The 26622-nt window shown below is 73.8% G+C and carries 25 protein-coding genes and 2 riboswitches; of the genes, 7 read left to right on the top strand and 18 right to left on the bottom strand.

The features are described from left to right. Positions 1 to 61 precede the first annotated feature (61 nt). From IF30_RS0119665 to IF30_RS0119675, 3 genes are read right to left on the bottom strand one after another with little or no spacing between them, the layout of a single operon-like run. Positions 62 to 757, bottom strand: a complete 696-nt coding sequence (locus IF30_RS0119665; RefSeq protein WP_234322767.1) for a response regulator — start codon at positions 755 to 757, stop codon at positions 62 to 64. Continuing rightward, entirely contained in the window at positions 754 to 1983 is a 1230-nt protein-coding gene (gene macS, locus IF30_RS0119670; RefSeq protein ID WP_234322768.1) for a MacS family sensor histidine kinase, read from the bottom strand. The genes IF30_RS0119665 and macS overlap by 4 nt, the downstream gene beginning before the upstream one ends. A gap of 29 nt (positions 1984 to 2012) precedes the next feature. Beyond that, positions 2013 to 2801, bottom strand: coding sequence for a lysophospholipid acyltransferase family protein (locus tag IF30_RS0119675; protein ID WP_030240007.1), 789 nt, complete (start codon positions 2799 to 2801; stop codon positions 2013 to 2015). Between the two features lie 175 nt (positions 2802 to 2976). Here IF30_RS0119675 and IF30_RS0119680 point away from each other — a divergent pair, with 175 nt between their 5' ends. Further along, positions 2977 to 3771, top strand: a complete 795-nt coding sequence (locus IF30_RS0119680) for an alpha/beta hydrolase (RefSeq protein ID WP_037900549.1) — start codon at positions 2977 to 2979, stop codon at positions 3769 to 3771. Positions 3772 to 3781: 10 nt separating this feature from the next. Further along, positions 3782 to 4561, top strand: coding sequence for a hypothetical protein (locus IF30_RS50605; RefSeq protein WP_051710619.1), 780 nt, complete (start codon positions 3782 to 3784; stop codon positions 4559 to 4561). A gap of 9 nt (positions 4562 to 4570) precedes the next feature. Here IF30_RS50605 and IF30_RS0119690 read toward each other — a convergent pair whose 3' ends face one another. The 5 genes from IF30_RS0119690 to IF30_RS0119710 form a co-directional block, all read right to left on the bottom strand. Continuing rightward, positions 4571 to 5362: an endonuclease/exonuclease/phosphatase family protein gene (locus IF30_RS0119690; protein WP_199807893.1), complete on the bottom strand. Its 792-nt coding sequence runs from the start codon at positions 5360 to 5362 to the stop codon at positions 4571 to 4573. Positions 5363 to 5513: 151 nt separating this feature from the next. Continuing rightward, entirely contained in the window at positions 5514 to 6458 is a 945-nt protein-coding gene (locus tag IF30_RS0119695; protein WP_030240021.1) for an ROK family glucokinase, read from the bottom strand. A 192-nt stretch (positions 6459 to 6650) separates the two neighbouring features. Beyond that, entirely contained in the window at positions 6651 to 7052 is a 402-nt protein-coding gene (locus tag IF30_RS0119700; protein WP_051710621.1) for a DUF5304 family protein, read from the bottom strand. 93 nt (positions 7053 to 7145) lie between these two features. Then, the gene (locus tag IF30_RS0119705) at positions 7146 to 8318 is read right to left on the bottom strand and encodes an ArsA family ATPase (protein ID WP_030240025.1); all 1173 of its coding nucleotides are present in this window, start codon (positions 8316 to 8318) and stop codon (positions 7146 to 7148) included. A 23-nt stretch (positions 8319 to 8341) separates the two neighbouring features. Then, positions 8342 to 8776, bottom strand: a complete 435-nt coding sequence (locus IF30_RS0119710; protein WP_030240028.1) for an SRPBCC family protein — start codon at positions 8774 to 8776, stop codon at positions 8342 to 8344. Between the two features lie 336 nt (positions 8777 to 9112). Here IF30_RS0119710 and IF30_RS0119715 point away from each other — a divergent pair, with 336 nt between their 5' ends. Next, positions 9113 to 10906, top strand: a complete 1794-nt coding sequence (locus tag IF30_RS0119715) for an AMP-dependent synthetase/ligase (RefSeq protein ID WP_030240031.1) — start codon at positions 9113 to 9115, stop codon at positions 10904 to 10906. A gap of 90 nt (positions 10907 to 10996) precedes the next feature. On the opposite strand, the gene IF30_RS0119720 is transcribed toward IF30_RS0119715, so the two are convergent. Beyond that, positions 10997 to 12133: a glycosyltransferase family 4 protein gene (locus tag IF30_RS0119720; protein WP_030240034.1), complete on the bottom strand. Its 1137-nt coding sequence runs from the start codon at positions 12131 to 12133 to the stop codon at positions 10997 to 10999. 214 nt (positions 12134 to 12347) lie between these two features. Between IF30_RS0119720 and IF30_RS0119725 the strand changes: the two genes are divergently transcribed. Beyond that, positions 12348 to 13718 (top strand): glycosyltransferase 87 family protein, encoded by a 1371-nt coding sequence (locus tag IF30_RS0119725; RefSeq protein ID WP_234322769.1) that lies wholly within the window; start codon positions 12348 to 12350, stop codon positions 13716 to 13718. A gap of 15 nt (positions 13719 to 13733) precedes the next feature. On the opposite strand, the gene IF30_RS0119730 is transcribed toward IF30_RS0119725, so the two are convergent. From IF30_RS0119730 to IF30_RS0119755, 6 genes are all read right to left on the bottom strand, one after another. Further along, complete coding sequence (locus IF30_RS0119730; protein ID WP_158835257.1) at positions 13734 to 14762, bottom strand: hypothetical protein; 1029 nt, start codon at positions 14760 to 14762, stop codon at positions 13734 to 13736. A gap of 176 nt (positions 14763 to 14938) precedes the next feature. Then, the gene (locus IF30_RS0119735; protein WP_030240043.1) at positions 14939 to 15985 is read right to left on the bottom strand and encodes a C40 family peptidase; all 1047 of its coding nucleotides are present in this window, start codon (positions 15983 to 15985) and stop codon (positions 14939 to 14941) included. Positions 15986 to 16211: 226 nt separating this feature from the next. Further along, the gene (locus IF30_RS0119740; protein ID WP_030240046.1) at positions 16212 to 17345 is read right to left on the bottom strand and encodes an NlpC/P60 family protein; all 1134 of its coding nucleotides are present in this window, start codon (positions 17343 to 17345) and stop codon (positions 16212 to 16214) included. A 10-nt stretch (positions 17346 to 17355) separates the two neighbouring features. After that, positions 17356 to 17507, bottom strand: a riboswitch (cyclic di-AMP (ydaO/yuaA leader). A 339-nt stretch (positions 17508 to 17846) separates the two neighbouring features. Then, entirely contained in the window at positions 17847 to 18884 is a 1038-nt protein-coding gene (locus tag IF30_RS0119745) for a C40 family peptidase (RefSeq protein ID WP_030240050.1), read from the bottom strand. Between the two features lie 196 nt (positions 18885 to 19080). Then, positions 19081 to 20382, bottom strand: a complete 1302-nt coding sequence (locus IF30_RS0119750; protein ID WP_051710652.1) for an NYN domain-containing protein — start codon at positions 20380 to 20382, stop codon at positions 19081 to 19083. Between the two features lie 259 nt (positions 20383 to 20641). Then, entirely contained in the window at positions 20642 to 20905 is a 264-nt protein-coding gene (locus IF30_RS0119755) for a hypothetical protein (RefSeq protein WP_030240056.1), read from the bottom strand. Between the two features lie 202 nt (positions 20906 to 21107). On the opposite strand from IF30_RS0119755, the gene IF30_RS0119760 reads away from it, so the two are divergent. Both IF30_RS0119760 and IF30_RS0119765 read left to right on the top strand, forming a co-directional pair. Further along, positions 21108 to 21890 carry a rhomboid family intramembrane serine protease gene (locus tag IF30_RS0119760; RefSeq protein WP_078891532.1) on the top strand — a complete coding sequence of 261 codons (783 nt, stop codon included), beginning with the start codon at positions 21108 to 21110 and terminating at the stop codon, positions 21888 to 21890. 41 nt (positions 21891 to 21931) lie between these two features. Continuing rightward, positions 21932 to 22213, top strand: coding sequence for an Lrp/AsnC ligand binding domain-containing protein (locus IF30_RS0119765; RefSeq protein ID WP_030240061.1), 282 nt, complete (start codon positions 21932 to 21934; stop codon positions 22211 to 22213). Positions 22214 to 22220: 7 nt separating this feature from the next. On the opposite strand, the gene IF30_RS0119770 is transcribed toward IF30_RS0119765, so the two are convergent. The 3 genes from IF30_RS0119770 to IF30_RS0119780 form a co-directional block, all read right to left on the bottom strand. Further along, positions 22221 to 23585 (bottom strand): aminotransferase class V-fold PLP-dependent enzyme, encoded by a 1365-nt coding sequence (locus tag IF30_RS0119770; protein WP_030240063.1) that lies wholly within the window; start codon positions 23583 to 23585, stop codon positions 22221 to 22223. A gap of 53 nt (positions 23586 to 23638) precedes the next feature. Further along, positions 23639 to 23757: riboswitch (SAM riboswitch) on the bottom strand. 108 nt (positions 23758 to 23865) lie between these two features. Beyond that, a complete protein-coding gene (gene trpD / locus IF30_RS0119775; protein WP_030240066.1) occupies positions 23866 to 24942 on the bottom strand; it encodes an anthranilate phosphoribosyltransferase in 1077 nt (358 codons plus the stop codon). A 118-nt stretch (positions 24943 to 25060) separates the two neighbouring features. Then, entirely contained in the window at positions 25061 to 25486 is a 426-nt protein-coding gene (locus IF30_RS0119780; protein ID WP_030240069.1) for a hypothetical protein, read from the bottom strand. A gap of 395 nt (positions 25487 to 25881) precedes the next feature. Here IF30_RS0119780 and IF30_RS0119785 point away from each other — a divergent pair, with 395 nt between their 5' ends. Continuing rightward, complete coding sequence (locus tag IF30_RS0119785; RefSeq protein WP_030240071.1) at positions 25882 to 26502, top strand: cytochrome c oxidase subunit 3; 621 nt, start codon at positions 25882 to 25884, stop codon at positions 26500 to 26502. Positions 26503 to 26622: the final 120 nt, after the last annotated feature.

Consider the following 26622-nt stretch of genomic DNA (forward strand, 5'->3'; position numbering starts at 1 on the left):
GCCTGTCACCGCCGGGTCGGGCCGGTCGGACCTGGTCGGCCCGGCAGACCGGGTCGGCCCGTCAGACCCCGTCGTCCAGGCCCTGCTCGATCGCGTACCGGACCAGCTCCACCCGGTTGTGCAGCTGCAGCTTCCCCAGCGTGTTCTGCACGTGGTTCTGCACCGTCCGGTGCGAGAGCACCAGCCGGTCGGCGATCTGGCGGTACGACAGGCCCTTGGCCACCAGCCGGAGCACCTCGGTCTCCCGGGCGGTCAGCCGCGGCGCGGCCGGCGCCGAGGCGGCTGCGGGCTCGGCCGCCAGCCGGCGGAACTCGCCGAGCACCAGGCCGGCCAGGCCCGGCGTGAAGACGGCGTCGCCGACGGCCGTGCGCCGCACCGCGTCCAGCAGCTCCTCCCGGCCGGCCGACTTCACCAGGTACCCGGTCGCACCGGACTTCACCGCCTCCAGCACGTCCTGGTGCTCCCCGCTGGCCGACAGCACCAGCACCCGCACCGACGGGTCGTGCGCCACCACCTGGCGGCACGCCTCGGCGCCGGACAGGCCGGGCAGGTTGAGGTCCAGCACGACGACCTGCGGCGAGCAGGCCCGGGCGCGGCGGACGGCCTCCTCGCCGTCGCCCGCGGTGGCCACCACGTCCAGTCCGGCCTCGGCGAGGTCGCGCGAGACGGCGTCCCGCCACATCGGGTGGTCGTCCACCACCATCACCCGCACCGGCCGGTCGGTGGTCGACTGATCGGTCATCGGCTGATCGGTCATTGAGTGGCCTTCCTCGGGACGCGCAGTTCGACCTCGACGCCCTCTCCGGGCGCCGAGTACAGCTCGGCCGTGCCACCGAGGTCCAGCAGCCGGCCGCGGATGGACTGGGAGACGCCGAGCCGGCCGGCCCGCTCCGCCTCGCCGAGCCGGCCGGGGGCGAACCCGGGGCCGTCGTCACGGATGCTCACCGTGACGCCCTCCGGCTCGTCCTCGACCAGGATCCAGGCCCGGGCGCCGTCCCCGGCGTGCCGGCGGACGTTGTCGACGGCGGCGCCGACGGCCGCGGCCAGCTCGCCCACGGCCGGGCCGGGCAGCAGCACCGGCGTGCCGGGGGCGGAGAGCGTGATCCGCTCGTCGGCGTACGGGCGCAGCAGCGCGGTGAGGTCGTGCGGTTGGGCGGCCTCGGACTGCGGCAGGCGCTGGGCCGGGATCGGGCCACCGGTCATCAACGCCCGCAGCGCGCGCTCCTGTTCACCGGCCAGCCGCCCCAGCTCCGCGAAGCCGGCCCCGCCGCCACCGGCGCCGCCCGGCCCGTCACCCGCTCCCGCGCCCACCTCGGCGCCGCGCCGCTGGACCAGCGCGAGCACCTGCAGCACGCCGTCGTGGATGTCCCGGGAGAGCCGTTCGCGTTCCCGGGTGGCCGCCTCGACCTGCAGCGCCCGGGTGAGCGTGGCCTCACTGGCCCGGGCCAGCTCGATGACGTAGCCGATCGCGCACCCGGCCAGCATCAGCAGCACGATGTTGTGGATGTTGTCGCCGGTCGGCCCGCCGTGGCCGAGGATGTTGGCGGCACCGATCACCGAGCCCGAGGCCGCCGCCGGGCGCCAGCCGCCCTTCACGGCGCAGCCGAGCACCGTGCCGGCGGCCCAGATGGTCGGCAGGGTGGGCGCGCCGTGGCTGATCCGGGCCGGGGCGTCGGTCAGGCCGCTCATCACGATGCCGGTGACGGCGAGGGTGAGGTCGACGCCCAGGACGTACCAGGTGCAGCGCTGCGGGTTGGCGAACGCGCGGGTGGTGGCGAGGGTCCAGAGGGTGAGCGCGCCGAGGAAGATCCAGCCGGCGACGGGGTGCAGGAAGTGCAGGTACGAGTTGAAGTACCGCAGCAGGGCGTAGCACAGGGCCAGCACCCGGAAGTAGGAGATGGCCTTCCAGAGGGGGAGTTCGACGGACATGCCGCCGGCCGCCACCGTGCCGCCCACCCCGCCGGCTCTGCCGCCGTCCGTCATCCGCCCCTCCCCCGGGCCCGGCCGGGCCGTCAGGCCGAGCCGGTCTCCTTGTCGGCCTCGGCCGCCTTCTCGGCCTCGGCTGCCTTCTCGGCCTTGGCCGCCGCACGGCGCTCGGCGTCGGCCTTCTTCTTGTCGTCGGCGATCTGCCGCTTGGCGGCGGTCGCGTAGATGTCCACGTACTCCTGGCCGGAGAGCCGCATGATCTCGTACATCACCTCGTCCGTCACCGAACGGAGGATGAAGCGGTCGTTCTCCATGCCGTGGTAGCGGGAGAAGTCCAGCGGGCGGCCGATCCGGATGCCGGGCCTGATGCCGAAGTTGGGGACGACCTGGCCGGGCGGCTGCACCTTCTCGGTGTCGATCATGGCGACCGGGATCACCGGGGCGCCGGTGGCCAGCGCGACGCGGGCCAGGCCGCCGACCTTGCCGCGGTACAGCTTGCCGTCGGGCGAGCGGGTGCCCTCGGGGTAGACGCCGAACAGCTCGCCGCGGTCCAGCACCGCGATGGCGCTGCGGATCGCGGCCTCGCCGGCGCCGCGCACCCCCGAGCGGTCCACCGGCAGCTGGCCGACGCCCTTGAAGAAGGCGGCGGTCAACCGGCCCTTGAGGCCAGGGGTGTTGAAGTACTCGGCCTTCGCGATGAAGGTGACCCGGCGCTTGATCAGGGCGGGGAAGAAGAAGGAGTCCGAGAAGGACAGGTGGTTGCTGGCGATGATCGCCGCACCCTCGGCGGGGATGTTCTCCTCACCTTCGATCCACGGCCGGAAGAAGATCCGAAGCAGTGGCGCGACGATCATCTTCATCAGTCGGTAGAACAACCGGGGCCTCCTGTTATGCGGACCGGTCGATCCTAATGCCCCGTGAGCGTCGGCTGCGCCCGGCCCCGCCGAAGGGGGTGTACGTCCCGGCGCGGGGCGTGGGACGATGCGGATTCCCGCAGCTTCCCGTCCAGCGTCCCTCCCCCAGCGCCACCCGCCCGCGAAGGAGTCCGCCATGCCGTTGCTGCCCGGTGCCGAACCGTACCGCCACCGCGGCGGACCGGTGGGGGTGCTGCTCTGCCACGGTTTCACCGGGTCGCCGCAGTCGCTGCGGCCGTGGGCCGACGAACTGGCCGCGGCCGGGTACACCGTCTCGCTGCCGCTGCTGCCGGGGCACGGCACCCGCTGGCAGGACATGCAGCTCACCCGCTGGGAGGACTGGTACGCGGAGGTCGAGCGCGAGCTGCTGACGCTGGCCGACGAGTGCGAGCAGGTGTTCGTGTGCGCGCTGTCGATGGGCGGCGCGCTGGCGCTGCGGCTCGCGGCGCTGCACGGCCCGACGGTGTCCGGGCTGGTGCTGGTCAACCCGTCGGTGCGCTCGGACACCCCCGCGAGTGTGCTGCTTCCGGTACTGCGCCACCTGATCCCGAGCACGCCCGGCATCGCGAACGACATCGCCAAGGCCGGCGCGACCGAGCTCGGCTACGACCGGACGCCGCTGCACGCCGCCTGGTCGCTGAGCCGGCTGTGGCGCGAGGTCCGGCACCGCCTGCCGGAGGTGACCCAGCCGGTGCTGCTCTTCCACAGCCCGCAGGACCACGTCGTCTCGCCGGCCAACTCGGAACTGGTGCTGTCCCGGATATCCTCGACCGACGTGACGGAGCGGCTGTGCCAGCGCAGCTTCCACGTCGCGACGCTGGACCACGACGCGCCGGAAATATTCGCGGCCGGCCTGGACTTCATCCGACGGCTGGCTCCCGCGCACACGGCGGGCGTCACCCGGGTCGAATCCGACGATCACCATGGCTGAAGGGCCGGAAGTGCACGAGAGCAGCACGGCGGGCGGCGGGGACGAGGCTCCCCGCGAGGACGGCAGGGCCGACGGCGGCGCGGCCGAGGACGGCACGGCGAAGAACGGCTCGGCGAAGGACGGCGGGGCGACGGCCGCCGCCCCGGGCGGTGCACCGACGGACCGCACCGGCGCGGGCGGCGCCGTGACGCCCCCGCCCGCGCGGGACACCGTCGCGGACGCCGCCGGCCCGCAGGCCCCCGCCGAGCCGCGGCCGCGCCGCGCGCCCGAGCGCAGCCAGGCCGAGCAGGACGAGATCTTCGCGGCCCTGGTCGCGCAGTTCGACGACCCGGTCGACCTCAACAACCCCAACTGGCCCGAGGTGGAGAACCTCCGCGCCCAGAACGGACTCAAGGGCGGCCACAAGGAAGGCCCTGCCGAGCGCGGCGACCGGGACGACCTCGCCGACCTCGCCCCGCAGCCCCGCCCCCGCTCCGGCCGGCCGGTGCTGCCGGCCGCCGGCTCGGGCCCGCGCGACTTCGAGCTGGAGGAGAGCGACGAGGGCCACTTCGTCCCGCCGGAGCCCCCGCCGCTGCCCGAGGCGGACGTGACCACCAAGTTCGCCTGGCTCGCCGTGCTGGGCGGCCCCGCGCTGCTGCTGATCGACGCGGTGGTCTGGCGGGAGATCTCCGGCTGGCCCGCCTGGATCGGGGTCACCGCCTTCCTGGGCGGCTTCGTCACCCTGGTCGCCCGGATGCGGGACCGCGACGAGGACGAGCCCGAGGACCCGGACCACGGCGCGGTGGTCTGAGGCCCGTCGTCAGGCCGCCGGGATCTCCAGCACCGCGAGCACCGGCAGGTGGTCGGTCGCGGCCCGCAGGTCGGTCTCGGTGACGCCGGGCAGCCCGTGCGGCACCCCGCAGCCGAGGACGGTGATCCCGGGTGTGGCGAAGACGGCGTCGATCCGCTGGTAGGGGCGCTCCGGCACGGAGGTGAACTCGCCTCCCCAGGGCGCGGTCGGGTACCCGTCCTGCAGCCGGGAGGCCAGCAGCTGCCAGCCCGGGCCGTCCGGGTGCTCGTTGAAGTCCCCTGCCACGATGCCGTGTTCGGCGATCCCGAGCTGGTCGAGCAGCAGCTCGAACTGCCCGTGGCGCTCGTGCGGATCCAGGCTGAGGTGGCAGCTGGTGACGGTGAACGGCGCCGCGCCGGGCAGCCGCAGCAGCGCGGTGGCGAAGCCCCGGGCGTGCAGGCCGCGGGTCTTGGGCAGCAGCCGGTCGTGCACGGCCACGACCTCCACCGCGCCGGGCCGGCCGAGCAGCATCGGGCCGGCCGCGGTGCGGCCGCCGCCGGCCAGGACGTCCGTCCCGGTGCTCCGGGCGAGCCGGCCGGCCTGGCCCTCGGGCCGCCAGTAGCGCGGCGACTCCTGGACGCAGACCAGGTCGGGCGCACAGGCCCGGATCACCCGGACCAGCGCGCGCCGGTCGTCGCGCAGTGAACGGATGTTGTAGCTGAGCAGGCGCAGCCGGCGGGGACCGGGCGGCGGCGGTTCGACGGCCACGGCGGCGGCGGGGTTCGCGGCAGCGGTCGCGGCGGCGGCGTTCGCGGCGGTCATGGTCCTCCCCTGGGCGTCGGCGCCGGCGGCGTCGGCGCTGCGTCCGACCGTACGCGGCGGCGCCGGGACGTGCGACGGCGGCGGCGCGTCCGGGATTGGTCGGGGCCCGGTCGCACCGCCGCCGGCGGGCTCGAAGGGGGTGGTGCGGGGACTACTCGGTACGGGCGAGGTCCGCGGCGCCGACGATGCCGGCGGCGGAGCCCATCGAGGCCAGGACGACCTCGGCGCGCGGGCGGTGCACCCCGCCGGTCAGATAGTGCTCGAAGGCCTTGGCGACGGGGTCGAGCAGCAGGCGGCCGGAGTCGGAGACGCCGCCGCCGAGCACGAAGACGCCCGGGTCGAACAGCGCGGCGAGGTCGGCCATGCCGCGGCCGAGCCAGTCGGCCAGTTCGGCGTAGCACTCCAGGGCGAGCGGATCGCCCTCCTCGGCGGCCTGGGTGATGTGGATGCCCCGGATGGTGTCGGCCAGGCCGTCGTTGAGCTCGAGCATCCGCTGGCCGCGCCGGGGGTCGGCGGCGGCCTTCTCCCGGCCGTAGCGGCGCAGCGCGCGCCCGGAGCCGTACTGCTCCCAGCAGCCCTTGCCGCCGCAGCCGCAGGTCAGGCCGTCCGGGACCATGTTGAGGTGGCCGATCTCGCCGGCCACGCCGAAGCGGCCGCGGTGCAGCCGGCCGTCCAGGACGATGCCGCCGCCGATGCCGGTGCCGACGGTGATCAGCACCATGTCGTCGTGCTCGGCGGCCGCGCCGAAGCGGAACTCCGCCCAGGCGGCGCAGTTGGCGTCGTTCTCGACGACGACGGACAGGCCGGTGAGTTCCTCGACCCGGCCGCGCAGCGGCTCGTTCTCCCAGTCGATGTTGGGAGCGAAGATCACCGTGGAGCGGTCGCTGTCGACGAAGCCCGGGGCTCCGACGCCGACCGCGGTGACGCCGGGGTGCTGCTCCTTGAGTTCGCGCACGGCCTGCGCGATGGCGTCGACCGCCCACTGGGGGTCGGCCGGGGTGGGCACCCTGGTCCGGGCCAGGATCGTGCCCGCCTCGTCGACCACGCCTGCCGCGATCTTGGTCCCGCCGACGTCGACGCCGATGGTCAGAGCCATGTGTCCCTCAGCTATTCACTCGTTCCCGCTGGACGGAACGGTACCGCCCAACCCTGCCCCCGTACACAGCCTCGCATACATTATCCGAAGACAATTTTGGGACAACCGGGCCGGGATGCTTCAAAAGTCGTATCGAATATCCTCCGTCGTGACGTACCGGAGCAACGCGATCACGCTCCGAAAGTCACGGTTTCACTGCTTGGCGGACGTCCCGTCAGGCCCGTCGAGGTCGATCTTCTCCGCGGCCGCGCCCTGTCCGGCGGTCCAGCGGTGCTCGTGCCCGGCCACGGCGGCGCGGTAGGCGGCCAGGATCTCGGCGCCCGCGGCCGCGAGGCCGGAGCCGGCGGCGGCGAGGTGGGTGTAGACCTCGGGCTGCTGGGTGCGCAGGCGGTCGGCCAGCCCGGAGAGGGTGATCAGGGTGGTGGCGCCGGTCTCCTGGGCCTTCTCGCCGAACGCGGTGGCGAACCGGCGCACCTCGTCCACCAGCGGGCCCAACTCCGGCCCGAACGGGTGGTCCTGGCCGCCGGCCTGGCCCGCGGTGGACCCGCCGCCCGCTTCGGTGGGCTCGGTGCGGTCGTCGTCGTTGCCGGTCATCGCGGGCGCCTCCTCAGCCGTGGCCGCACCCCGCGGCCCTCCGGCCCGACGCTACCCGACCGGCCGGCCGGCCCGGAAAGGGCGGAAGGGCCGTCAGCCCTGCGGCCAGAGCGAAGGGTCGGGCGCGAACCGCACCGAGAGCACCCCGTCGAGCAGCCCCGCACCGGCCACCGTGCAGCGGCGCAGCGCGGAGGGCAGGGTGAGCACCCGGCGGTGGGCGCCGATGCCGACCACCAGCTCGTCCCCCCGGCGGACCAGGTCCAGCTCGGTCCGGTCGGCGCCGGGCAGGTCGAGGTGCCAGACCAGCAGGCCGTCCCCGGCTAGCCGGTCCTCGACCGTCCACGGCACGGGGGCGAGCGGCCCGGGCCCGGGGCCCTCGCCGTACAGCCGGTCGGCGACGGCCTCCAGGGTGGCGTCGGCCGGCCCGGTGACCAGGACGGGGGCGTCGGTCTCGGCGGCGAGAGCGGCCAGCTCCTCCGCCCGGCGGCGGGCCAGCGCGGCCAGCCACGGGTCGGGCGAGGAGGCGGCGGCCTCGGGCAGCGCGCCGTGCACGACCACGGCGTCCGGCCGGTGGCCGTACAGCGCGAGCCCGGCCCTGATCCGGCGCAGTTCGTCGTACGGGTGGCCGTCGGCGGGGACGACCAGGCGGACGCTGGTGCCGGGGTCGGCGACCGCGGCGCGGGACTCGGCGAGCGCCGCGGCGGCCTTGGTGCGCCCCTCGTACAGCCAGTCGGCGGGCATCGGGACGCCGGCCAGCCCGGCCAGCAGGGGGCGCAGCGCCCGGGCGGCCTGCCGCTGCTCGGGGACGAGCCGGTCCAGGTAGCGCGCCAGTTGCTCGGGCAGGGCGAGGGTGGCGATCAGCTCGGCGGGCGGCGGGGCGAGCACCACGAGGACGTCCTGGTCGGCGGCGGGCAGGGCGCGCAGGAGGGCGAGCCGGGCGATGCCGGGCAGGGCGGTGAGCTCCTCGGGGTCGAGCTGTTCGGCGCCGAGCAGGTCGAGTGCGGGCTTGAGCCGGCCGGTGAGCGCGCCGACGGCGTAGCGGAAGGCGGCCTGCTCGTCGATCCGGGAGACGGTCAGGCCCGGTGCGTGGTGGTGCGGTTCCGGTTCCAGCCGGGTGCCGAGGGCGGAGTCCAGCGTGCGGTGCGGGTCGTCGGCCGCCAGCAGCCAGGTGCGGTGGCCGCGCCGGGCGGCGTGCAGGGCGGTGGCGGCCGCCACGGCGGGAGCGCCCGCGTCGCCGCTGACCAGGATGGTGCGTGTCGCCGTCATGCCGTCGGCCCCGTTCCGTCGTGTCAGCCCTCGACGCGCTTCTTGAGCCCGGCCAGGGCGCGGTCGATGATGACCTTCTCGGCCTTGCGCTTGATCATGCCGAGCATCGGGATCTTGACGTCCACGGCGAGCTGGTAGGTCACCTCGGTGCGGCCGCCGGCCAGCGGGGCGAGGGTGTACGAGCCGTCCAGCGAGCGGAGCATCTGGCTGCGCACGAGGGTCCAGCCGACTTCGCGGTCGCCGTCCCAGGTGTAGGCGAGGACGTGCTCGTCGCGGATCGCGCCGGCGTCCAGCAGCAGCCGGACCTGGGCGGCGCGGCCGTCCTCACCGGTCTCCAGGACCTCGATCTCCTTGACCTCGCCGGTCCAGGCCGGGTAGGCGGCGAAGTCGGCGATCACGGCCATGACCGTGGCCGGGCTCGCGTCGATGGTGATGCTCGACCTGGTGTGCTCCGCCATGGAATGGCCCTCCGCGTCGTCCCTCTGCCTGCCGGTCCGTCCTTGGCGTGCTCGGCCCGGTCCGCCCGGAGCAGGCTATCGCGACCGGGGGGCCGCCCGGCGGCGCGGTCCGGGTCCGAGGGGCGGCCCCCGACGGGGCGGACGCCGGGCGGCGGGCACGCCACCGGCCGGTCGCCGTGACGCTACCGTAGGGTGCCATTCGAACGACCCGGTCACGGCCTGGTCGGACCCGGCCGGGTGTGACACTTCGAACACCGGGGCCGACCCCTCTGGTCGAAGCTGCCTACCGGGCAGTAACGTCCTGCCGTCCCGCAGCGTCGCGAACGAGGAGCAGTCTTGCTCGACTTCAGCCTTCCGGCCCTCTACCAGGTACCGAGCGGCGGTAACCTCTCCGACCTCGTGCACCAGAACGCCGAGCGACACCCGGACGTCGTCGTGCTCAGCCGCAAGGTGGACGGCCAGTGGCAGGGGTTGACCGCCGCCGAGTTCCTGGTCGAGGTGCGGGCCGCCGCGAAGGGCCTGATCGCCACCGGCATCCGCCCGGGCGACCGCGTGGGCGTCATGTCCCGCACCCGCTACGAGTGGACCCTGCTGGACTTCGCGATCTGGTCGGCCGGCGCCGTCACCGTGCCGGTGTACGAGACCTCCTCCGCCGAGCAGGTGGAGTGGATCCTCGGTGACTCCGGCGCGGTCGCCGTGCTCACCGAGACCGACCAGCACAGCGCGGTGGTCGAGGAGGTCCGGGGCCGGCTGCCGGAGCTGAAGCACACCTGGCAGATCGAGCGGGGCGCGGTCGCCGCGCTGGTCGAGGCCGGCCGCGAGGTCGCCGACGAGACCGTCACCGAGCACCGGTCGACCGCCGGACCCGACTCGCTCGCGACCATCGTGTACACCTCGGGCACCACCGGCCGCCCGAAGGGCTGTCAGCTGACGCACGGCAACTTCCTCGCCGAGTGCGGCAACGTCGTCGAGCGCCTGGCCCCGCTGTTCCGCACCGGCGAGAGCTCGGTCCTGCTCTTCCTGCCGCTGGCCCACGTGCTCGGCCGGATCGCCGAGATCGCGCCGGCGATGGCCCCGATCAACCTCGGCCACGTCTCCGACATCAAGGACGTCACCGCCGAGCTGGCCGCGTTCAGGCCGACCCTGATCCTGGGCGTGCCCAGAGTCTTCGAGAAGGTCTACAACACCGCCCGTGCCAAGGCCCAGGCCGACGGCAAGGGCAAGATCTTCGACAAGGCCGCCGAGACCGCGATCGCCTACAGCCGGGCGCTGGACGCCGGCGGCGCGGGCCTGGCCCTGCGGCTCAAGCACGCGGTGTTCGACAAGCTGGTCTACAGCAAGCTGCGCGCCGCCCTCGGCGGCCGGGCCACCCACGCGATCTCCGGCGGCGCCCCGCTCGGCGAGCGCCTCGGCCACTTCTACCGGGGTATCGGCTTCACCGTCCTGGAGGGCTACGGCCTGACGGAGACGTGCGCGGCCACCGCCTTCAACCCGTGGGACAAGCCGAAGATCGGCACGGTCGGCCAGCCGGTGCCGGGCGCCTCCGTCCGGATCGCCGAGGACGGCGAGGTCTACTTCAAGGGCCCGCACGTCTTCACCGGCTACTGGAACAACCCGCAGGCCACCGCCGACACGCTCAAGGACGGCTGGATGGCCACCGGCGACCTCGGCTCCCTGGACTCCGAGGGCTACCTGACCATCACCGGCCGCAAGAAGGAGATCATCGTCACCGCGGGCGGCAAGAACGTCGCCCCGGCCGTGATCGAGGACCGGATCCGGGCCCACGCCCTGGTCGGCGAGGTCATGGTGGTCGGCGACCGCAAGCCCTTCGTCGCCTGCCTGCTCACCGTCGACCCGGACTTCTTCCCGAAGTGGAAGGAGCTCAACGGCAAGCCCGCCGGCGCCACCGTCGCCGAGCTCGCCCAGGACCCGGACCTGCTGGCCGCCCTGCAGTCCGCGGTCGACGACGGCAACGCGGCCGTCTCGCACGCCGAGGCGGTCAAGAAGTTCCGCCTGCTGGACGCCGAGTTCTCCGAGGAGAGCGGCCACCTGACGCCCTCGCTCAAGCTCAAGCGCAACGTCGTGCTGAAGGACTTCGCCGCCGACATCGAGGCGATCTACCAGAAGTAGGCGAACAGAAGTAGGCGAAGCGGGAGCGGGCACGCACCGCGAAGGGCCCCGCCCCCCCGGCGAGCGCCGAGGGGGCGGGGCCCCGGCGCGTCAGCCCGCCAGCAGGGAGGTGAGCCGGCCGGCCAGCAGGTCCCAGCGCCAGGAGCGCTCCACCCACCGCCGACCGGCCTCGCCCATCCGGCGGCGCAGTTCCTCGTCGCGCAGCAGCCGCACGATCCGCTCGGCCGCCGCCGGGGCGGAGCCGCCGGGCACCACGTACCCGGTCTCGCCCTCCAGCACCGCGTCCGGCGCGCCGCCGGAGTCCCCCGCGACCACCGGCAGGCCGGTCGCCGACGCCTCCAGGTAGACGATGCCCAGGCCCTCGACGTCCAGCCCGCCGCGCCTGGTCCGGCAGGGCATCGCGAAGACGTCCCCGGCGCCGTAGTGGGCGGGCAGTTCCTCCCACGGCACCGAGCCGGTGAACCGCACCGCGGCCCGTACGCCCCTGGCGTCCGCCAGCTTCTCCAGGTCGGCCCGGTACGGGCCGCCGCCGACGATCAGCAGCACCGCGTCCGGCACGTCGGCCAGGATCTGCGGCATCGCCTCGATCAGGGTGTCCTGGCCCTTGCGCGGCACCAGCCGGGAGACGCAGACCACCACCGGCCGGTCCGCCAGCCCCAGCCGGCGGCGGACCTCGGCGCCGCCGGACCGGGGGTGGAAGGTCGCCTCGTCGACGCCCGGCGGCAGTTGCACCATCCGGGCCGCGGCCTGCGGCCCGACGGCGGCGGCGATCCTCGAGCGGGTGTACTCGCCCAGGTAGGTCAGCACGTCGGTGCCCGCGCCGATCCGGCGCAGCAGCTGCCGGGAGACCGGCAGTTGGGCCCAGGCGGCCTCGTGCCCGTGGGTCATGCCCAGCAGCCGCCCGGCCCCCGCCCGGCGCAGTGCGGGCGCCATCAGGCCGAGCGGGGCCGCGGCGCCGAACCAGACCGAGTCGCACCGCTCGGCGCGCAGGATCTCGGCGGCCCGCCGGGTGACCCGGGGTGTGGGAACCATCACCTTCGTGCGGTCGCGGATCACCGGGAAGGGCTGTTCGGCGTCGAAGCGCCGCACCTCGCTGCCGTCCCGCCAGGTGGAGGCGTACACCACGACGCTCCCTGCGGGCTGACGGACGGCCATGTTGTGCACGAAGGCCTGGATGCCTCCCGGGCGGGGCGGGAAGTCATTGGTGACGATCAAGGTTCTGTGCATCAGGCCACGGCTCGCTCGGTCGGGGGGTGCGCGGTGTACCGCTGGGTGATCCGTACGATAGGTCAACACCCCGACCCGCCGGGAACGGAACCGCGCACGGCAACCGTTTGACCTCCGGGTCAGTCCTAGTACCTAGGCCGCCGTCCTGACGCGGCCCGGGCGTCCGTCGGTACGACGCCTCGGTGGGGACGTCCGAGACGAACGAGGGAGCGCAGTGGAATTGGCCCCGGCCACCGAGTCCGGCTCTTCGCGCGGCCGCCTCGGCCGCCCGCTGGGGGCGCTCGCCGCGCTCGGCGCGACCTGGGTGGCCACCCGCGCCCTGCTGGTGCTGCTGATGACCGGGGTGCTGAAGTCCCCCGGCGGCGACGTCACGGCCGACGTGTGGATGATCTACCACGCCTGGTACGGCGTGCTGCAGACCGGCACCTTCCCGTTCGACGACGTGACCTGGCAGTACCCGCCGGGCGCCGCGCTGGTGATCCTCCTTCCGGGGCTGCTGCCCTGGTCGTACCTGGTCTCGTTCTGGGTGATCTGCGGGATCGCCGACGCCGCCGCGCTCGCGCTGCTGGTCCGCACCGGCCTGCGCCGGGGGCGGGCGCTGACCGGCGCCTGGATGTGGGTGGCGGGCGTCCCGCTGCTCGGCCCGATGATCTACAACCGGTTCGACGTCATCGTCACCGCGGTCACCCTGGCCGGCCTGCTGGCGCTGGTCCGCCGCCCGGCGGTCGGCGGGCTGCTGCTGGGCCTGGGCGGCATCGTCAAGGTCTGGCCGCTGCTCGGGCTGATCGGCACCCCCTCCGGCCGCCGCACCCGCCGTTCCTGGACGCTGGCGGCGGCCACCGCCGTGTCGGTCGGCTTCCTGCTCGCGGCGGGGATGAACGGCGCCTTCGACTTCCTGGCCTTCCAGAAGGACCGCGGCATCGAGGTGGAGTCGGTCGGCGCGCTGCCGCTGCACTTCGCCCGGCTCGCCGGGGCCTGGGACGGCAAGGTCACCATGAACTACGGCTCCCCCGAGATGCTCGGGCCGTGGGTCAGCGTGATCAGCAAGGTGATGATGGCCGGCACCGTGCTGGGCTTCCTGTGGCTGCTGCTGTGGCGCTTCACGTCCAAGCGCCGCAACGCGGCCACCATGTACGACGCGGCGCTGTGCGCGCTGCTGGTCTTCGTGGTGACGAGCCGGGTGATCAGCCCGCAGTACCTGGTCTGGCTGGTCGGCGTCGCGGCGGTCTGCCTGACGGTGCGCGGCACCAGTCAGCGGCCGGTGGCGCTGCTGATCCTGCTCGCCTGCCCGCTGACGCTGGTCGAGTTCCCCACGATGTTCACCCAGGTCCTGGCCAGCGAGCCCGGCGCGGTCACCGTGCTGGCCCTGCGCAACCTGCTGCTGGTGGCGGCCACCGTGCTGTCCTGCGTCCGGCTGTGGCGCTCCACCCGCGGCGAGGCGCCGCTGCCGGCGACCGTGGTCCTGGACCGCGAGGCCGCCGCGCTGCCGGCCTCCGGCTACCCGGTGCGCCCGGGCATCGCGTACGAGCAGGACCTGCTGGACGGCATCGACCGCCCGGGCGCACCGGCCGAGCAGCGGCGCTGAGGGCCCTTCGGTGCCTCAGCCGCGGTCCTTCAGCGCGGTCACCCCGTCCAGCCAGAGCCGGGTGAACTCGGCCAGGCCGATGCCCAGTTCGCCGCGCAACAGCCGGTCCGTCCGGCGGTCCCGGTCCTCGCCCGGGCCGTCGTCGGCGCCGACGGCCCGGTAGAAGGCGACCAGCCGCTGCGGGCCGTAGCGGCGGGCGATCAGCTCGCAGGCCAGCCAGGATTGCTCGTACGCCTGGGCGATGCCGGTGGCGCCGGCGGCGAAGTCCCGGTCGGCGGGCAGTTCGGCGGGCAGCTTCCCGGCGGCGACGTCCCGGGTCAGCTCGGGGGCGATCTGCTGCGGGGTCCGGCCGCAGTCGCGGTAGGCGGTCCAGTCGGCGATGCCCTCGGAGAGCCACAGCGGGGTCCAGGCCCGGGTGTCGGCCCTGGTCGCGACGTGGGTGGCCTCATGGGTGACGACCACCTGCCGGCCGAACTCGCTGAGCCGCCCGTACGCCTCGGGGTTGACCAGTACCCGGTCCGCCGGGGTGCGCACGGGCGCGCCGGGCGCGGCCACGGTGACGGCCGCCATGTCCGCCCAGGCCGTCGGGTCGCCCTCCAGCAGTCGGGCGAACTGGGCCTCGGTGGCGGTCAGTTCGAGCAGCAGCCGGCCAGGCCGGGCATCGCCCCAGACCGCGCCGACGGCAGCCACCGCACGGTCCCCCACCGCGACGAGACCGGCCGGGTCCGGCCCGTCGGCCAGGCCGAGCACCAGGCAGTGCGCGCCGGAAGCCGAGCGGGTGGCGCCGAGGTCCCACAGCGCCGGCGGCCCGCTCGTGCCCTCCTCCCGCTCGACCCGCCAGCCGCCCGCGGCCCGGACCAGCTCGATCCGGCGCGGGTACACCACCGGGTGGTCGTCGTAGCCGGCGATCCGCACCGCCAGGTCGGCGGCGGCGGTCGCCCGGTCCGGCGCCCCGCCCGCGGCGAGCACCAGGTTGCGGTACGCGGCCTCGGCCACCGGCAGCCCGGTGCGCTCCGGCAGCCCGCGCGCCCGTTCCGCCAACACCGCGCCCACCTCGGCGCTCGGGCCCGCCGCCGACCGGGCGGGCGCCGCCGGGGCCGCGCGCGGCAGCGAGAGCTGGGCCAGCCCGCCGGCCGCGAGCAGCAGCGCGCCGCGCCGGGACAGCGCGCGGCCGGGTATCCGGGTCGGCCGGCGGTCGTCGGCGCCGGCGGGCGTCGCGCTCAGAGCCGGACCACCCCCGAGACCGGCATGGCGTTGACGCTCTCGTAGCGGACCCTGGCGCCCGGGTAGGGGGCGTGCACGATGACGCCGCCGCCGGCGTACATGCCGACGTGGTGCATGTCCCGGTAGAAGATCACCAGGTCTCCCGGTCGCGCGTCGGACAGGTTGATCCGCTGCCCGGCGTACGCCTGGGCCTGCGAGGTCCGCGGCAGGGTCACTCCGGCCTGCCGCCAGCTGTAGTACATCAGACCGGAGCAGTCGAACGCGCGGGGCCCGGTGGCCCCGTAGACGTACGGCGAGCCGATCATCCGCACCGCGGCGGCCAGCGCGGCCGCCCCCCGCTCGGAGGCGGCCGGGGTGGATCCGAGGTCCAGCCGGTCGGTGCCCCGGGTGGCGCGCTGCTCGGCGTCCCGGGCGTCCTGGACGACCATCCTGGCGCGCTCGGCGGCGCCCAGGCCGTTGAGCAGCTTCTGCGCCCGGGCCAGCCGCTGCTGGACCTGCTGCTTGCTGTCGGCGAGCGTGCGGCGGGCCTGGTCCAGTTCGGCGAGCTTGCCGGCCGCCTCGCTGCGGCGCTGGTCGAGCCGGCGCTGGCGGCCCACCAGTTCGTGCAGCGTCTCCCGCTGCCGTTGCGCGGCCTGGCCCAGCGCGCGGGCGCGGGCGAGGTAGCCCTCCGGGTCGGAGGAGAGCATCAGTTGGGCGGTCTGGGTCATCCCGCCGCTGCGGTACTCCGCCCCGGCGACGGTCGCCAGGTCGCCGCGCAGTTCGTTGAGCTGGTCCTGGGCGACGGCGATCTCGCCCTGCAGGACCGTGGTCTCGCCCTGGAGCCTGCGCTGGGCCTCCTGCGCCGCGTTGTACCTCTCCGACGCCTGCTCGGCCTCGTCGTAGAGCTGCTCCACCTGCGCCTGGACGTCCTTGCGGTCGGCCGGTTCGGGGCTGCCCGGCGCGGCCTGGGCGCTGCCGCCGGTCGCCACGCCCAGCACGGTGGTGGCGGCCGCCGTCAGGACCAGCGCACGGGCGAGCAGTTGGGAACGGCGGTGCACGGGCATGGCGGCAACGGCTCCAAATCCTGCGGCGCGGTCCCGCGGCCGCACCATGGCATGCGGCCGTCGAGCGGGAGTCCGGTGGCAGACGTTAGCGAGTCCGGGCAAGCGAGTCCAAACCCCTCCCAACCCGAATATTCGACCCCTAATCGGACATCAGCGCGAGCCGCCGGCAAAGCCGCAGGCCCGGGCTTCCGTGACGGAAGCCCGGGCCTGGAGGAGCCGAGCGGGGTCAGACCCGAACGATGCCGGTCAGCGGCATGTTGGTGACGGCCTCGTAGCGGACGGAGGCACCCGGCTTGGGGGCGTGCAGCACCTGGCCGTTGCCCGCGTAGATGCCGACGTGGTGGGCGTCCCCGTAGAAGATCAGCATGTCGCCGGGCTGCGCCTGGGACAGGTCGGTGCCGATCCGGGTGCCGGCGTGGGCCTGCTCCTGCGAAGTGCGCGGCAGCGAGACGCCGACCTGGTTGAACGCCCAGACCATCAGGCCGGAGCAGTCGAAGGAGGCCGGGCCGGAGGCGCCCCACACGTACGGGCTGCCGATCTTGGAGGCGGCGGCGGACAGCGCGGCGGCACCGTGCGAGCTGCCGGCGGCGAGGACCGGGGCGGCCGGCTTGGCGGCCGGCGCGGACGACCCGGCGGAGATGTCGGTGCGGCTGTTGTCCCGCGAGGCGCGGTCGGCGGCCTGCTGCTGGGCCTTCGCGGCGTCGGCCTGGGCCTTGGCGTCGGCGGCGGCCTTCTCCTCGGCCGCGCGCAGCGCCTGGCGCTCCTGCTCGGTCAGGGTGTTGAGCAGGTCCTGGGCGGCCTTCAGCTTGGCCTGGACGTCGTCCTTGGAGGCCTTCAGCTGCTGGGTGGTGGACTCCAGCTCGGCGAGCTTGCCCTGGGCCTCGCTGCGGTCCTGGTCCAGCTTGCGCTGCTGCTCCTGCAGCTGCTTCAGCTGGTTCTTCTGGGTGTCACCGGCCTGGTTCAGCGCACCGGCCTGGTTGAGGAAGTTGTCCGGGCTGGAGGAGAGCATCAGCTGGACGGTCGGGGAGATGCCGCCGTTGCGGTACTGCTCCCCGGCGATCTCGGCGAGGCCGCCCTGCAGCTCGGTCACCTGGTCCTGCTGGCGGGCCACCTGGTCCTGCAGGCCGGAGACCTGCTTCTCCAGCGTCTGCTGCTTCTCCTGGGCGGCGTTGTACTGCTCGGTCGCCACCTCGGCCTGCTCGTTGAGCTGGTCGACCTGCTCCTTGACCTGCTCCTTGGTCGGCTGCGGGTCGGCATGGGCGCCGGACTGCGCGGAGAGGACCACGGCTGCGGCTGCGACACCGGTCAGGATCGATACCCGGGCGCGGCCGGCTGGCTTGGGACGACGGTGGGACGCCACGAAGGCGGACTCCTTCTTCCTGCGTCCGCCTACCGGGTGAGCTGACGGGTTCGGGCTGGAAGTGTGCCCTACGACGCCTCACGGCCCTTCCGGGCCGACCTGGCGCCGATTCACCCCGGAGGAACGTGGTTCCCCGGCTCCGCTCCGCAGCGTGCCCCCGACTACTGGGCTCCCCTGTCAGGCAGTCGTTGCGACCTGCCCCGCTGCCTCGCGAACTCGGCGGGAACCACCGCCGCCACCCAGGCTGGGTGATCGACTGTGCGGTGGTTCGGGGCACGACCCTAGTAACTGAACCGTGATCGGTTCAAATCCTTGTCAGAAAAAAGACGGAAGATTACCCAAGTTCTTTTGTGAAAATGACCGATGGTGACCATTGCGGCACGCAAGGCTGATCAAGTCTCACCAGGTGGTCGCCAAACGTGCGAAAAGCCGAACGCCACCCCCGAACCGGGGGTGGCGCGGATCACAGGCCGGACAACGGCCGTGCGGCGTGTCGGACCGTCAGACCCGGCGGATGGTGTTGATCGGCATCGCGTCGGCCTTCATCACCTTCACCACGTCACCGGTGTGCGGCGCGTGGACCACCATGCCGTTGCCGATGTACATCCCGACGTGGTGCATGTCGGGGCCGTAGATCACCAGGTCGCCCGGCTGGGCCGCGGCCAGCCCGGGCACCGCGGTGCCGTAGTGGCCCTGCTCCTGGGAGGTGCGCGGCAGCGAGACGCCGGCCTGGCCGTACGACCAGACCATCAGGCCCGAGCAGTCGAAGGTGCTGGAGCCGGTGGCGCCCCACACGTACGGCGAACCCTGCTTGCTCATCGCCTTGGCCACGGCCGTGGCCGCGTAGCCGCTGGCCGGCGGCAGGCTGCTGAGGTCGACCCGGTCGCTGCCGCGCGAGGCCCGGTCGTCCTGCGCCTGCTGGGCCTTCAGCGCGGTGCGGTCGGCCGCGCTGAGCGAGTTCATCAGGTCCTGGGCGGCCTTCAGCTTGGTGTTGACGTCCGCCTTGGCCTGGTTCAGGTCCTTGGTGGTGCTGTCGAGCGAGGCCAGCACGGCGGCCGCCTCGGCCTTCTCCTGGTCCAGCCGGCGCTGCTGGTCCAGCAGCCCCTTGAGCGCCTCGGCCTGGCTGGTGCTGGCCTGCTGGACGGTGGAGGCCTTCTCCAGGTAGCCGGAGGGGTCGGAGGAGAGCATCAGCTGGACGGACGGGTCGATGCCGCCGGAGCGGTACTGCTCGCCCGCCACCTCGGCCAGACCGCCCTGCAGCTGGGTCATCTGCTCCTGGCTGCGCGCCACCTGGTCCTGCAGCTGGTCGGACTGCTTGCGCAGCTGGTCCGCCCGCTCCTTGGCGCCGTTGTACTTCTCGGACGCCTGCTCCTGCTCCTCCTGGAGCTGGTCGATCTGCGCCTTCACGTCCGTCTTGTTCGGCTGCGGCGCGGCGTGCGCCGCCACCTGGGCGGAGAGCGCGACCGCGGTCGCAGCAGCAGCGGTGAGCACGGAGACCCGCGCGCGGCTCGGCTGCTTGGGACGGCGGTGGGAGGCCAAGGGTCCTGCTCCTTCTTCCATCGGACTCACCCGATTGGATGAGATTCCGGAAAATAGGTTTGACGCCAGACACTAGTGAAGATCTAACCGATTTGCTACTCCCCGAAGGCGTGAAGTCCGTTTCCCACACTGACTTCACCGGACCCGCACAATGCCTCGGAACCGCGCTGACCAGGCGTCACGCCGCCCGGCTGGGTCAGGGCCGGGCCAGCCGGTTCAGTAGCAGTACCGACGCCACCGGGCGCGCGCCCGCCTTCCGCACGCCCTCCGCGACCTCGCGGTCGGTGGAGACCACCACCACCGGACGGCCCTGCGGCTCGGCCCGCACCAGACGGCGGATCAGTTCGTCCGCGGTCTCCCCGGTCCGGCTGAACCGTACCCGGACCCCGCGCGGCGGCGCCATGATCACCGGAACGTCCAGGTCCTGCCCGTCGAACACACAGGTGACCTCCGCCTGCGTGCGCTGGGCCAGCATCGCCAGCCCGCCCAGCAGCCTGATCCGCTGCTGCTCGAGCGGCAGCGCCGGATAGCCGGTCTTGGTCACGTTGTAGCCGTCCACCACGAGGTGCACCTGCGGAATCGCCAGCAGCTGGTCCAGCAGGGCCGGATCGTCCTCGGCCAGTCCGCGCCGCGCCACGTCGTGCGGGGAGGCAGCCCCCGGCACCACGGCCTCCACCAGGTCCGCCGGGCGGATCTGGGAGACCGGCAGCGCCAGCTCCCGCTGCAGCCCCTGGGCCGACTGCAGCACGGTGTCCAGCAGCAGCCTCAGCCGCATGTCCTCGACGCCGCGCCCCTCCCGGGCCGACCGGCGGCCCTGCTCGGCGGCGGTCTCCAGCTCGGAGACCCGGTGCCTGAGCCGCCGCGCCTCGATCTCGGCGGCGCTGCGCTCGGCCGCCCCCTGGGCCTTCACGGCCTCCAGCTCGGCGGCCACCCGGCGCGTCTCGGCCTGCGCCCGGCGGGTGTCGCTCTCCAGCGAGCGCACCTTCTTGCGCAGCGACTCGGCCTCCCGCCGGACCCCCTCGGACTCCGTGCGCTGCCGGTCCAGGTCCGCCCGCGCCGCGGACCGCACCTCGGCCAGTTCGGCCTGCAGCTTCTCCACCAGCCGGGTCGCCTCCGCGACCGCGTCCTCGGCGCCGGCCCGCTCGGCCTCCTCGCCGGCCTCGGCGACCAGCCGGCTCCAGCCCGCCGAGCGCACCAGGTAGGCGGCGGCCGCGACGTCCATCGGATCGGCGGCGCCGGGGACGCTGCCCGACTCCAGCGCCTTCACCAGGTCCGGCTGCCCCAGCCGCAGCCGCTCCGCTATCCGCACCCGGAAGGCCGGCTCCGCCTCCAGCGCCGCCGCCAGGGCGGTGGCCGCGTACTTGGCCCGCCGCGCGGGGGTGAACTTGACGTACTGACGCAGGCTCTGCGGCAGCTCGCCCGGCGGCAGGCCGCCCAGCGCGTCCGAGGCCAGTCCGACCACGCGCCGGCGCACCGCCTCGGGCAGGGGCCGGTCCAGCTTCTCGACCGCGCGCTCCGGCCCGGGCCGGGAGGAGTCGGACGAAGCGGCCTCGGCCCCGACGGCGCCGGACGCGGTGTCCTGCGCTTCGCCGGGCTCCTTCGCTGCGTCGTCCACCACGTCCTCGGCTCCGATCCTGTTTACGGCTGGGTACGGCCGCGACCGCCCCCTGTCGTCACGCTCCGTGCGTCTTGTCTGTTCTGTATTGTCCCGTGCGGCGGACGGGCGCGCCGCGCACCGCCCCCCGCACCGGGCGGGATCAACCCTGGTCGGCCTGGGCCGGCGCACCTTCGGCGCCCGGCCGGGCCACCAGCTCGACCTGGTCCACGGCGTTGCACCAGCGGCAGCGCACCGACTCGACGGTCTCGCTCAGCACCTCGGTCTCCTCGACCTTGGAGTCGCCGGCCAGGTCGAAGTGCAGGAACTCGGTCACCCGCGCGGTGCGGGTCACGTCGAAGCGGGTGAGGTTGCCGCACAGCGTGCAGCGCCAGCGCGTCTCGGCGGTCAGGGCGGGGACGGTCATCGGGGGGTCCTCTCGGGTGGTCCCTGCGTGGGCCAGGCGCTCCCCCCGGAGCCCCGGCGTCGGCGGCGGGAGGCGGGATTGCCCGCCCCAAGCCTATTGCCTGGGGCATCCGGTGCGACCACCGGTCAGCGGATTGGCCGGGCTAGTCCACCTGCCGTAAACCGCCGTGTCACCAACGGCGCCCGGAGGGATGCTTGGCCGCATGGCGCTCACGGCCCCCGACCACACCGCCGCGCGCGGCGACCGGCCGCGGCCGCCCGTACCGGCGGTCACCTACGCCCTGATCGCGGTCAACACCCTGGCCTTCCTGATCGGCCCGGCCGCCGGGCTCAACCCCCTGTACGGCACCGGCCAGGCCCGGGTCTGCGCGGAGCAGCGGTACGAGCAGCGCTGGGGCGCCGTCCCGGCCGAACTCCTGACCGGACGGCCCCTGACTTCCGAACAGCTGGCCGAGGCCCCCGACCCGGTCCCCGGCTGCCCGGCCGCCCCGACCCCGGGCAAGCACCCGGCACTGTCCGCCCTCAGCGGCCTCTTCCTGCACGCCGGGTGGCTGCACCTGCTCGGCAACCTGCTCTTCCTCCACGTCTTCGGCCCCACCGTCGAACAGCGGCTGGGCCGGGCCCGGTACGCCGTCTTCTACCTGGCCGCCGGCAGCCTGGCCACGTACGGCTTCGCGCTCGCCGAGGCGCACTCCCCGGATTCCACCCGGGTGCTGATCGGCGCCTCCGGCGCGATCTCCGCCGTCCTCGGCGCCTACCTGCGCTTCCACCCCCGCTCCCGGGTGACCACGCTCGTCCCGCTGCTGTTGTTCCTGCCGCTGCGCTTCCCCGCCTGGCTGGTCCTCGGCCTCTGGTTCACCCTCCAGTGGTGGTCGGTGCACTCGGCGGGCCCGGGGGTGGCCTACCTGGTCCACGTGATCGGCTTCTCGGCCGGCTTCCTCTACGCCTGCACCGTGGCCCGCCACCCCCCGCGACGACCCGTCTGACGCCCGATACGCTGGCGGCACCCCACAAAGGAGCCCGCACAGTGATCACCGCCATCGTCCTGATCAAGACCAGTGTCGACCGCATCCCGGAGATCGCCGAGGCCATCGCCGCCATCGAGGGCGTCAGCGAGGTGTACTCGGTGACGGGGGGCTACGACCTGGTGGCGATGGTCCGGGTGCGCCGTCACGACGACCTGGCCGAGGTCATCCCGGGCCGGCTCAACAAGGTCCCGGGCGTGGCCCACACCGAGACCCAGATCGCCTTCCGCACCTACTCCCAGCACGACCTGGAGGCCGCCTTCGCCCTCGGCCTGGACGAGTAGGCAGCCCTCAGCCGTCGCGCCGGGTGTCGGCGACGCAGCGGCCGCCCTCGTTGCGGTAGTTCCAGGACGCGCCGTCGGTGACCAGCTCGCGCACGGCGGTCAGGAAGCGGTCGACGTGCTCGTCCGGCGTCCCGGCGCCGAAGCTCACCCGGATCGCGTTCAGGCTTCGCTCGCCCGACAGCGAGGGCTCCGGCGCGCCGCACTCCGAGACCGCCACGTCCTCGTCCCCGAGCAGGGTGCGCACCAGCGGATGGGCGCAGAAGAGGCCGTCGCGCACCCCGATGCCGTACTCGGCGGACAGTGCGGCCGCGAAGTGCGAGCTGTTCCAGCCCTGGACGACGAAGGAGAGCACGCCCACCCGCGCCGAGTCGGGGCCGAACAGGTTCAGCACCTTGACCTGCGGGATTTCCGCCAGCCCCGCCGTCAGCCGGGCGATCAGCTGCCGCTCCCGGGCCTCCAGCGCGTCGAAGCCGGCCTCGCTCAGCGCCCGGCAGGCCGAGGCGATGGCGTACGCGCCGACGACGTTCGGCGAACCGGCCTCGTGCCGGGCCGGGCCGGTGTGCCACTGCACGGCCACCGAGCCGTCCGTCTCCCGGGCCACCGTCCGGGTCGCCCCGCCGCCGGCCAGGTACGGCTCGGCCTCGTCCAGCCAGTCCGCCCGGCCGGCCAGCACCCCGGCGCCGAACGGCGCGTAGATCTTGTGGCCGGAGAAGGCGATCCAGTCGACGTCCAGCTCGCGCACCGAGACCCGGTGGTGCGGGGCGAGCTGGGCGGCGTCCAGCACCACCCGGGCGCCGTGCCGGTGCGCGGTCCGGGTCAGTTCGGCGACCGGCCACAGCTCGCCGGTCACGTTGGAGGCGCCGGTGACGCAGAGCAGCTTGGGGCCCTCGGGCGCCTCGGCGAGCGCGGTGTCCAGGGCCGTCACCGCCTCGGCCCGCGAGCGCGGCGCCCGCAGGTAGGTGACGTCCAGTCCGGCGTGCGCCCAGGGCAGCAGGGAGGCGTGGTGCTCGGTCTCGAAGGCGAACACCCGGGCGCCGGCCGGCACGGCGGAGGCCAGCAGGTTGAGCGAGTCGGTGGTGGCCCGGGTGAAGACCACCTGGTCGCCCTCGCGCAGGTCGAGGAATTCGGCGACGGTGCGGCGGCTCTGCTCGAACAGGTCGGTGGACAGCTGGGAGAGGTACCCGGCCCCGCGGTGCACGCTGCCGTAGTACGGCGCGTACGCGGCGACGTCGTCCCACACCCGCTGCAGCGCCGGCGCGCTGGCCGCGTAGTCGAGCGCCGCGTAGCCGACCTTCTCACCGTTGACGAGCGGGACCTGGACGTCGGCGCCCAGGACGGCGAGGGGGGCGCAGATTTCGGTGGCGACGGACATGGGGATGCACTCCTTCGAGGGGTGAGGGACCCCCGGGAGTGTCAGTCGTCGGGCGTCCGCGCTTGTCGCACGGACGGCTTGCCGTGACGACCCGGTCCTCACCCAGGGCACCCCGCCACGGACGGAGGGTTGCCGGACAGCAAGCTGGGGCTTGGCGCTGTCGCTCATGACCTGCCGAAGACTCTAGGTCGCGTCCGGCGGGTGGTCAAACGGGCATCCACCATCCGGACAGCCGGGGAGCCCGGGCCGGCGCACCCGGCCCGGGCTCCCAACTGCCGTTTCAGCTACGGCTGGTGGCCTCCGACCAACGCCGCAGCAGCTCCTGCGCGGCGCCGGAGTCGACGGCCTCCGCGGCCCGCGCCATGCCCGCCGCGAGCTGCTCCGTCAGCGGCGCGTCGCCCAGGTCGAGCGCCACCAGCGCCGCCGCCGTGTTCAGCAGGACGGCGTCCCGCACCGGCCCGCGCTCCCCGGCCAGCAGCCGGCGCGCGACCTCGGCGTTGTACGCCGGGTCCCCGCCGCGCAGCGTCTCGATGCCGACCGGCTCGATGCCGACGTCCCGGGGGTCGAAGGGGGTCTCGGTGACCACCCCGTCGCGCACCACCCACACCTGCGAGGTGGTGGTGATGGTCAGTTCGTCCAGCCCGTCGTCACCGCGGAAGACCAGCGCGGTCGAGCCGCGCCGGGCGAGCACCCCGGCGATCAGCCCGGCGAGCCGGGTGTCGAAGCAGCCGACGGCGTGCGCGGTGACCCTGGCCGGGTTGGTCAGCGGGCCGAGGATGTTGAAGGCGGTCGGCACGCCGAGGTCGCGCCGCGCGGTGGCGGCGTGCCGCATCGAGGGGTGGAACTTCGCCGCGAAGCAGAAGGTGAGGCCGACCTCCTCGGCCACCTCGGCGACCCGCCGGGTGGAGAGGTCCAGCGCGACGCCGAGCTTCTCCAGCACGTCCGAGGACCCGCTGGACGAGGAGGCGGCCCGGTTGCCGTGCTTGACCACCTTGGCGCCGGCCGCCGCAGCGACGATCGCCGACATGGTGGAGATGTTGACGGTCTTCGCCCGGTCGCCGCCGGTGCCGACGATGTCGACCGCCGGGCCGGGGATGTCCAGCGGCTCGGCGTGCGCGTACATCGCGTCCACCAGGCCGGTGACCTCGTCGACCGTCTCGCCCTTGGCCCGCAGCGCGATCATGAAGCCGGCCACCTGGACGGGGGACGCCTCGCCGCTCATGATCCGGTCCATCGCCCAGGCGGTGGAGGAGCGGTCGAGGTCCTCCCCCTTCAACAGCGCCGCCAGGAGGTCCGGCCAGGAGCGGACCACCTGCGCGGGGTCGCTACCGCCGATCGCAGGGTTCACGTTCACCATGGCTGACTCCAGCTGTTGTCGTTCCCCGCAGAGGGGGACGTCCGTACGGATCGGAGTCAGCCTATCGAGCGGCGGGGCGCCCACGGCCCCGTCATCTCCAGTGCTGAGACGCCCCTGCTCAGCGGGCCGCCGGGGCCCGCTTCGCCAGCCGCGCCCGCAGCAGGGTGGCGACCGCACCGGCCAGCGCCACCGGCTCCACCGGGTGGGAGATCGCGGCGTCGGCCCGGCTCCAGGCGGCGAGCCAGGAGTCCTGCGGCCGGCCGATCAGCACCAGCACCGGCGGGCAGCCGTAGATCTCGTCCTTGAGCTGGCGCCCGAGCCCCAGTCCGCCGGCCGGCACCGCCTCGCCGTCCAGCACGCAGAGGTCCACCCCGCCCTTCTCCAGCGCCTTGAGCACCGCGGGGGTGGTCGCGCACTCCAGGTAGGACAGCTCCGGAAGATCCTCGGCGGGCCGGCGGCCGAGCGCCGTCAGCACCTGCTCGCGGGTGTTTCGGTCGTCGCTGTAGACGAGGACGGTGAGCGTCTCATCGGTCGTGTACGCCATGGACCCTGCTCCCTCAAGTGTGATCCGGACCACGTTCGCCTGATCCGGATGCTACTCCCGATCACCCCCCGCCGAGTGCCCCTCGCGCACGTTCCTCCTCAAGCCGCCGCGCCCGGGGCTCACCCGCCCGGAGGACGGCCCGTCACCCGGACCGGCCCGGTCCACCCGTACGGCCGACCCGGGCGCCCCCTCCTACCTCCCGCGGCCGCTCCGACCGTGCAGCGACCCGCCGGGCAACGGGGTCACGGGCCGCTCCGAGGAACCGTCAGAAAAGGGACACGCCGCTGCTCAGCCCCCGTACCGGCGCCCCGCCGCCCCCCAAGCGGGCATACCGCACGCACCGGACACTCCGAGGGACACCCCCCGACGTGAAGACGGAATAAGGGACCGACATAATGTCCGTCGTGGCGACAGCAACAGCAGTAGAAACCGGGCACGCGCACGGATCGGTCAACCGGCCGAACATGGTCAGCGTCGGAACGATCGTCTGGCTCAGTTCCGAGTTGATGTTCTTCGCGGCCCTCTTCGCGATGTACTTCACGCTCCGCTCCGTCAAGGGAGCCGAGTTCTGGACCGAGAAGGCTCACGCCCTCAACGTGCCGTTCTCCTCGGTCAACACCACTGTCCTGGTGCTCTCCTCGCTGACCTGCCAGCTCGGCGTGTTCGCCGCCGAGCGCGGTGACGTGAAGAAGCTCCGCATGTGGTTCATCATCACGTTCATGATGGGCGCGGTCTTCATCGGCGGCCAGGTCTACGAGTACACCGAGCTGGTCAAGAAGGACGGCCTGTCGCTGTCCTCCGACCCGTACGGCACGGTGTTCTACCTGACCACCGGCTTCCACGGCCTGCACGTGACGGGTGGTCTGATCGCCTTCCTGCTGGTCCTGGGACGGACGTACGCAGCCAAGCGCTTCACGCACGAGCAGGCCACCGCCGCGATCGTCGTGTCGTACTACTGGCACTTCGTCGACGTCGTGTGGATCGGCCTGTTCGCGACCATCTACCTGATCAAGTAACCAGCTGATCAGGTCGCTGGCCACCGGCTGCGGCCCCCGCCCTCACCGGCGACGGGCCGCTTCTGCCGGTGCCGACGCTCCCAACCGACCGACCGCGCGCGCAGCCCTAGACAGGCAGCC

The organism is Streptomyces sp. NRRL S-350 (assembly GCF_000719705.1).
Classification (GTDB): domain Bacteria; phylum Actinomycetota; class Actinomycetes; order Streptomycetales; family Streptomycetaceae; genus Kitasatospora.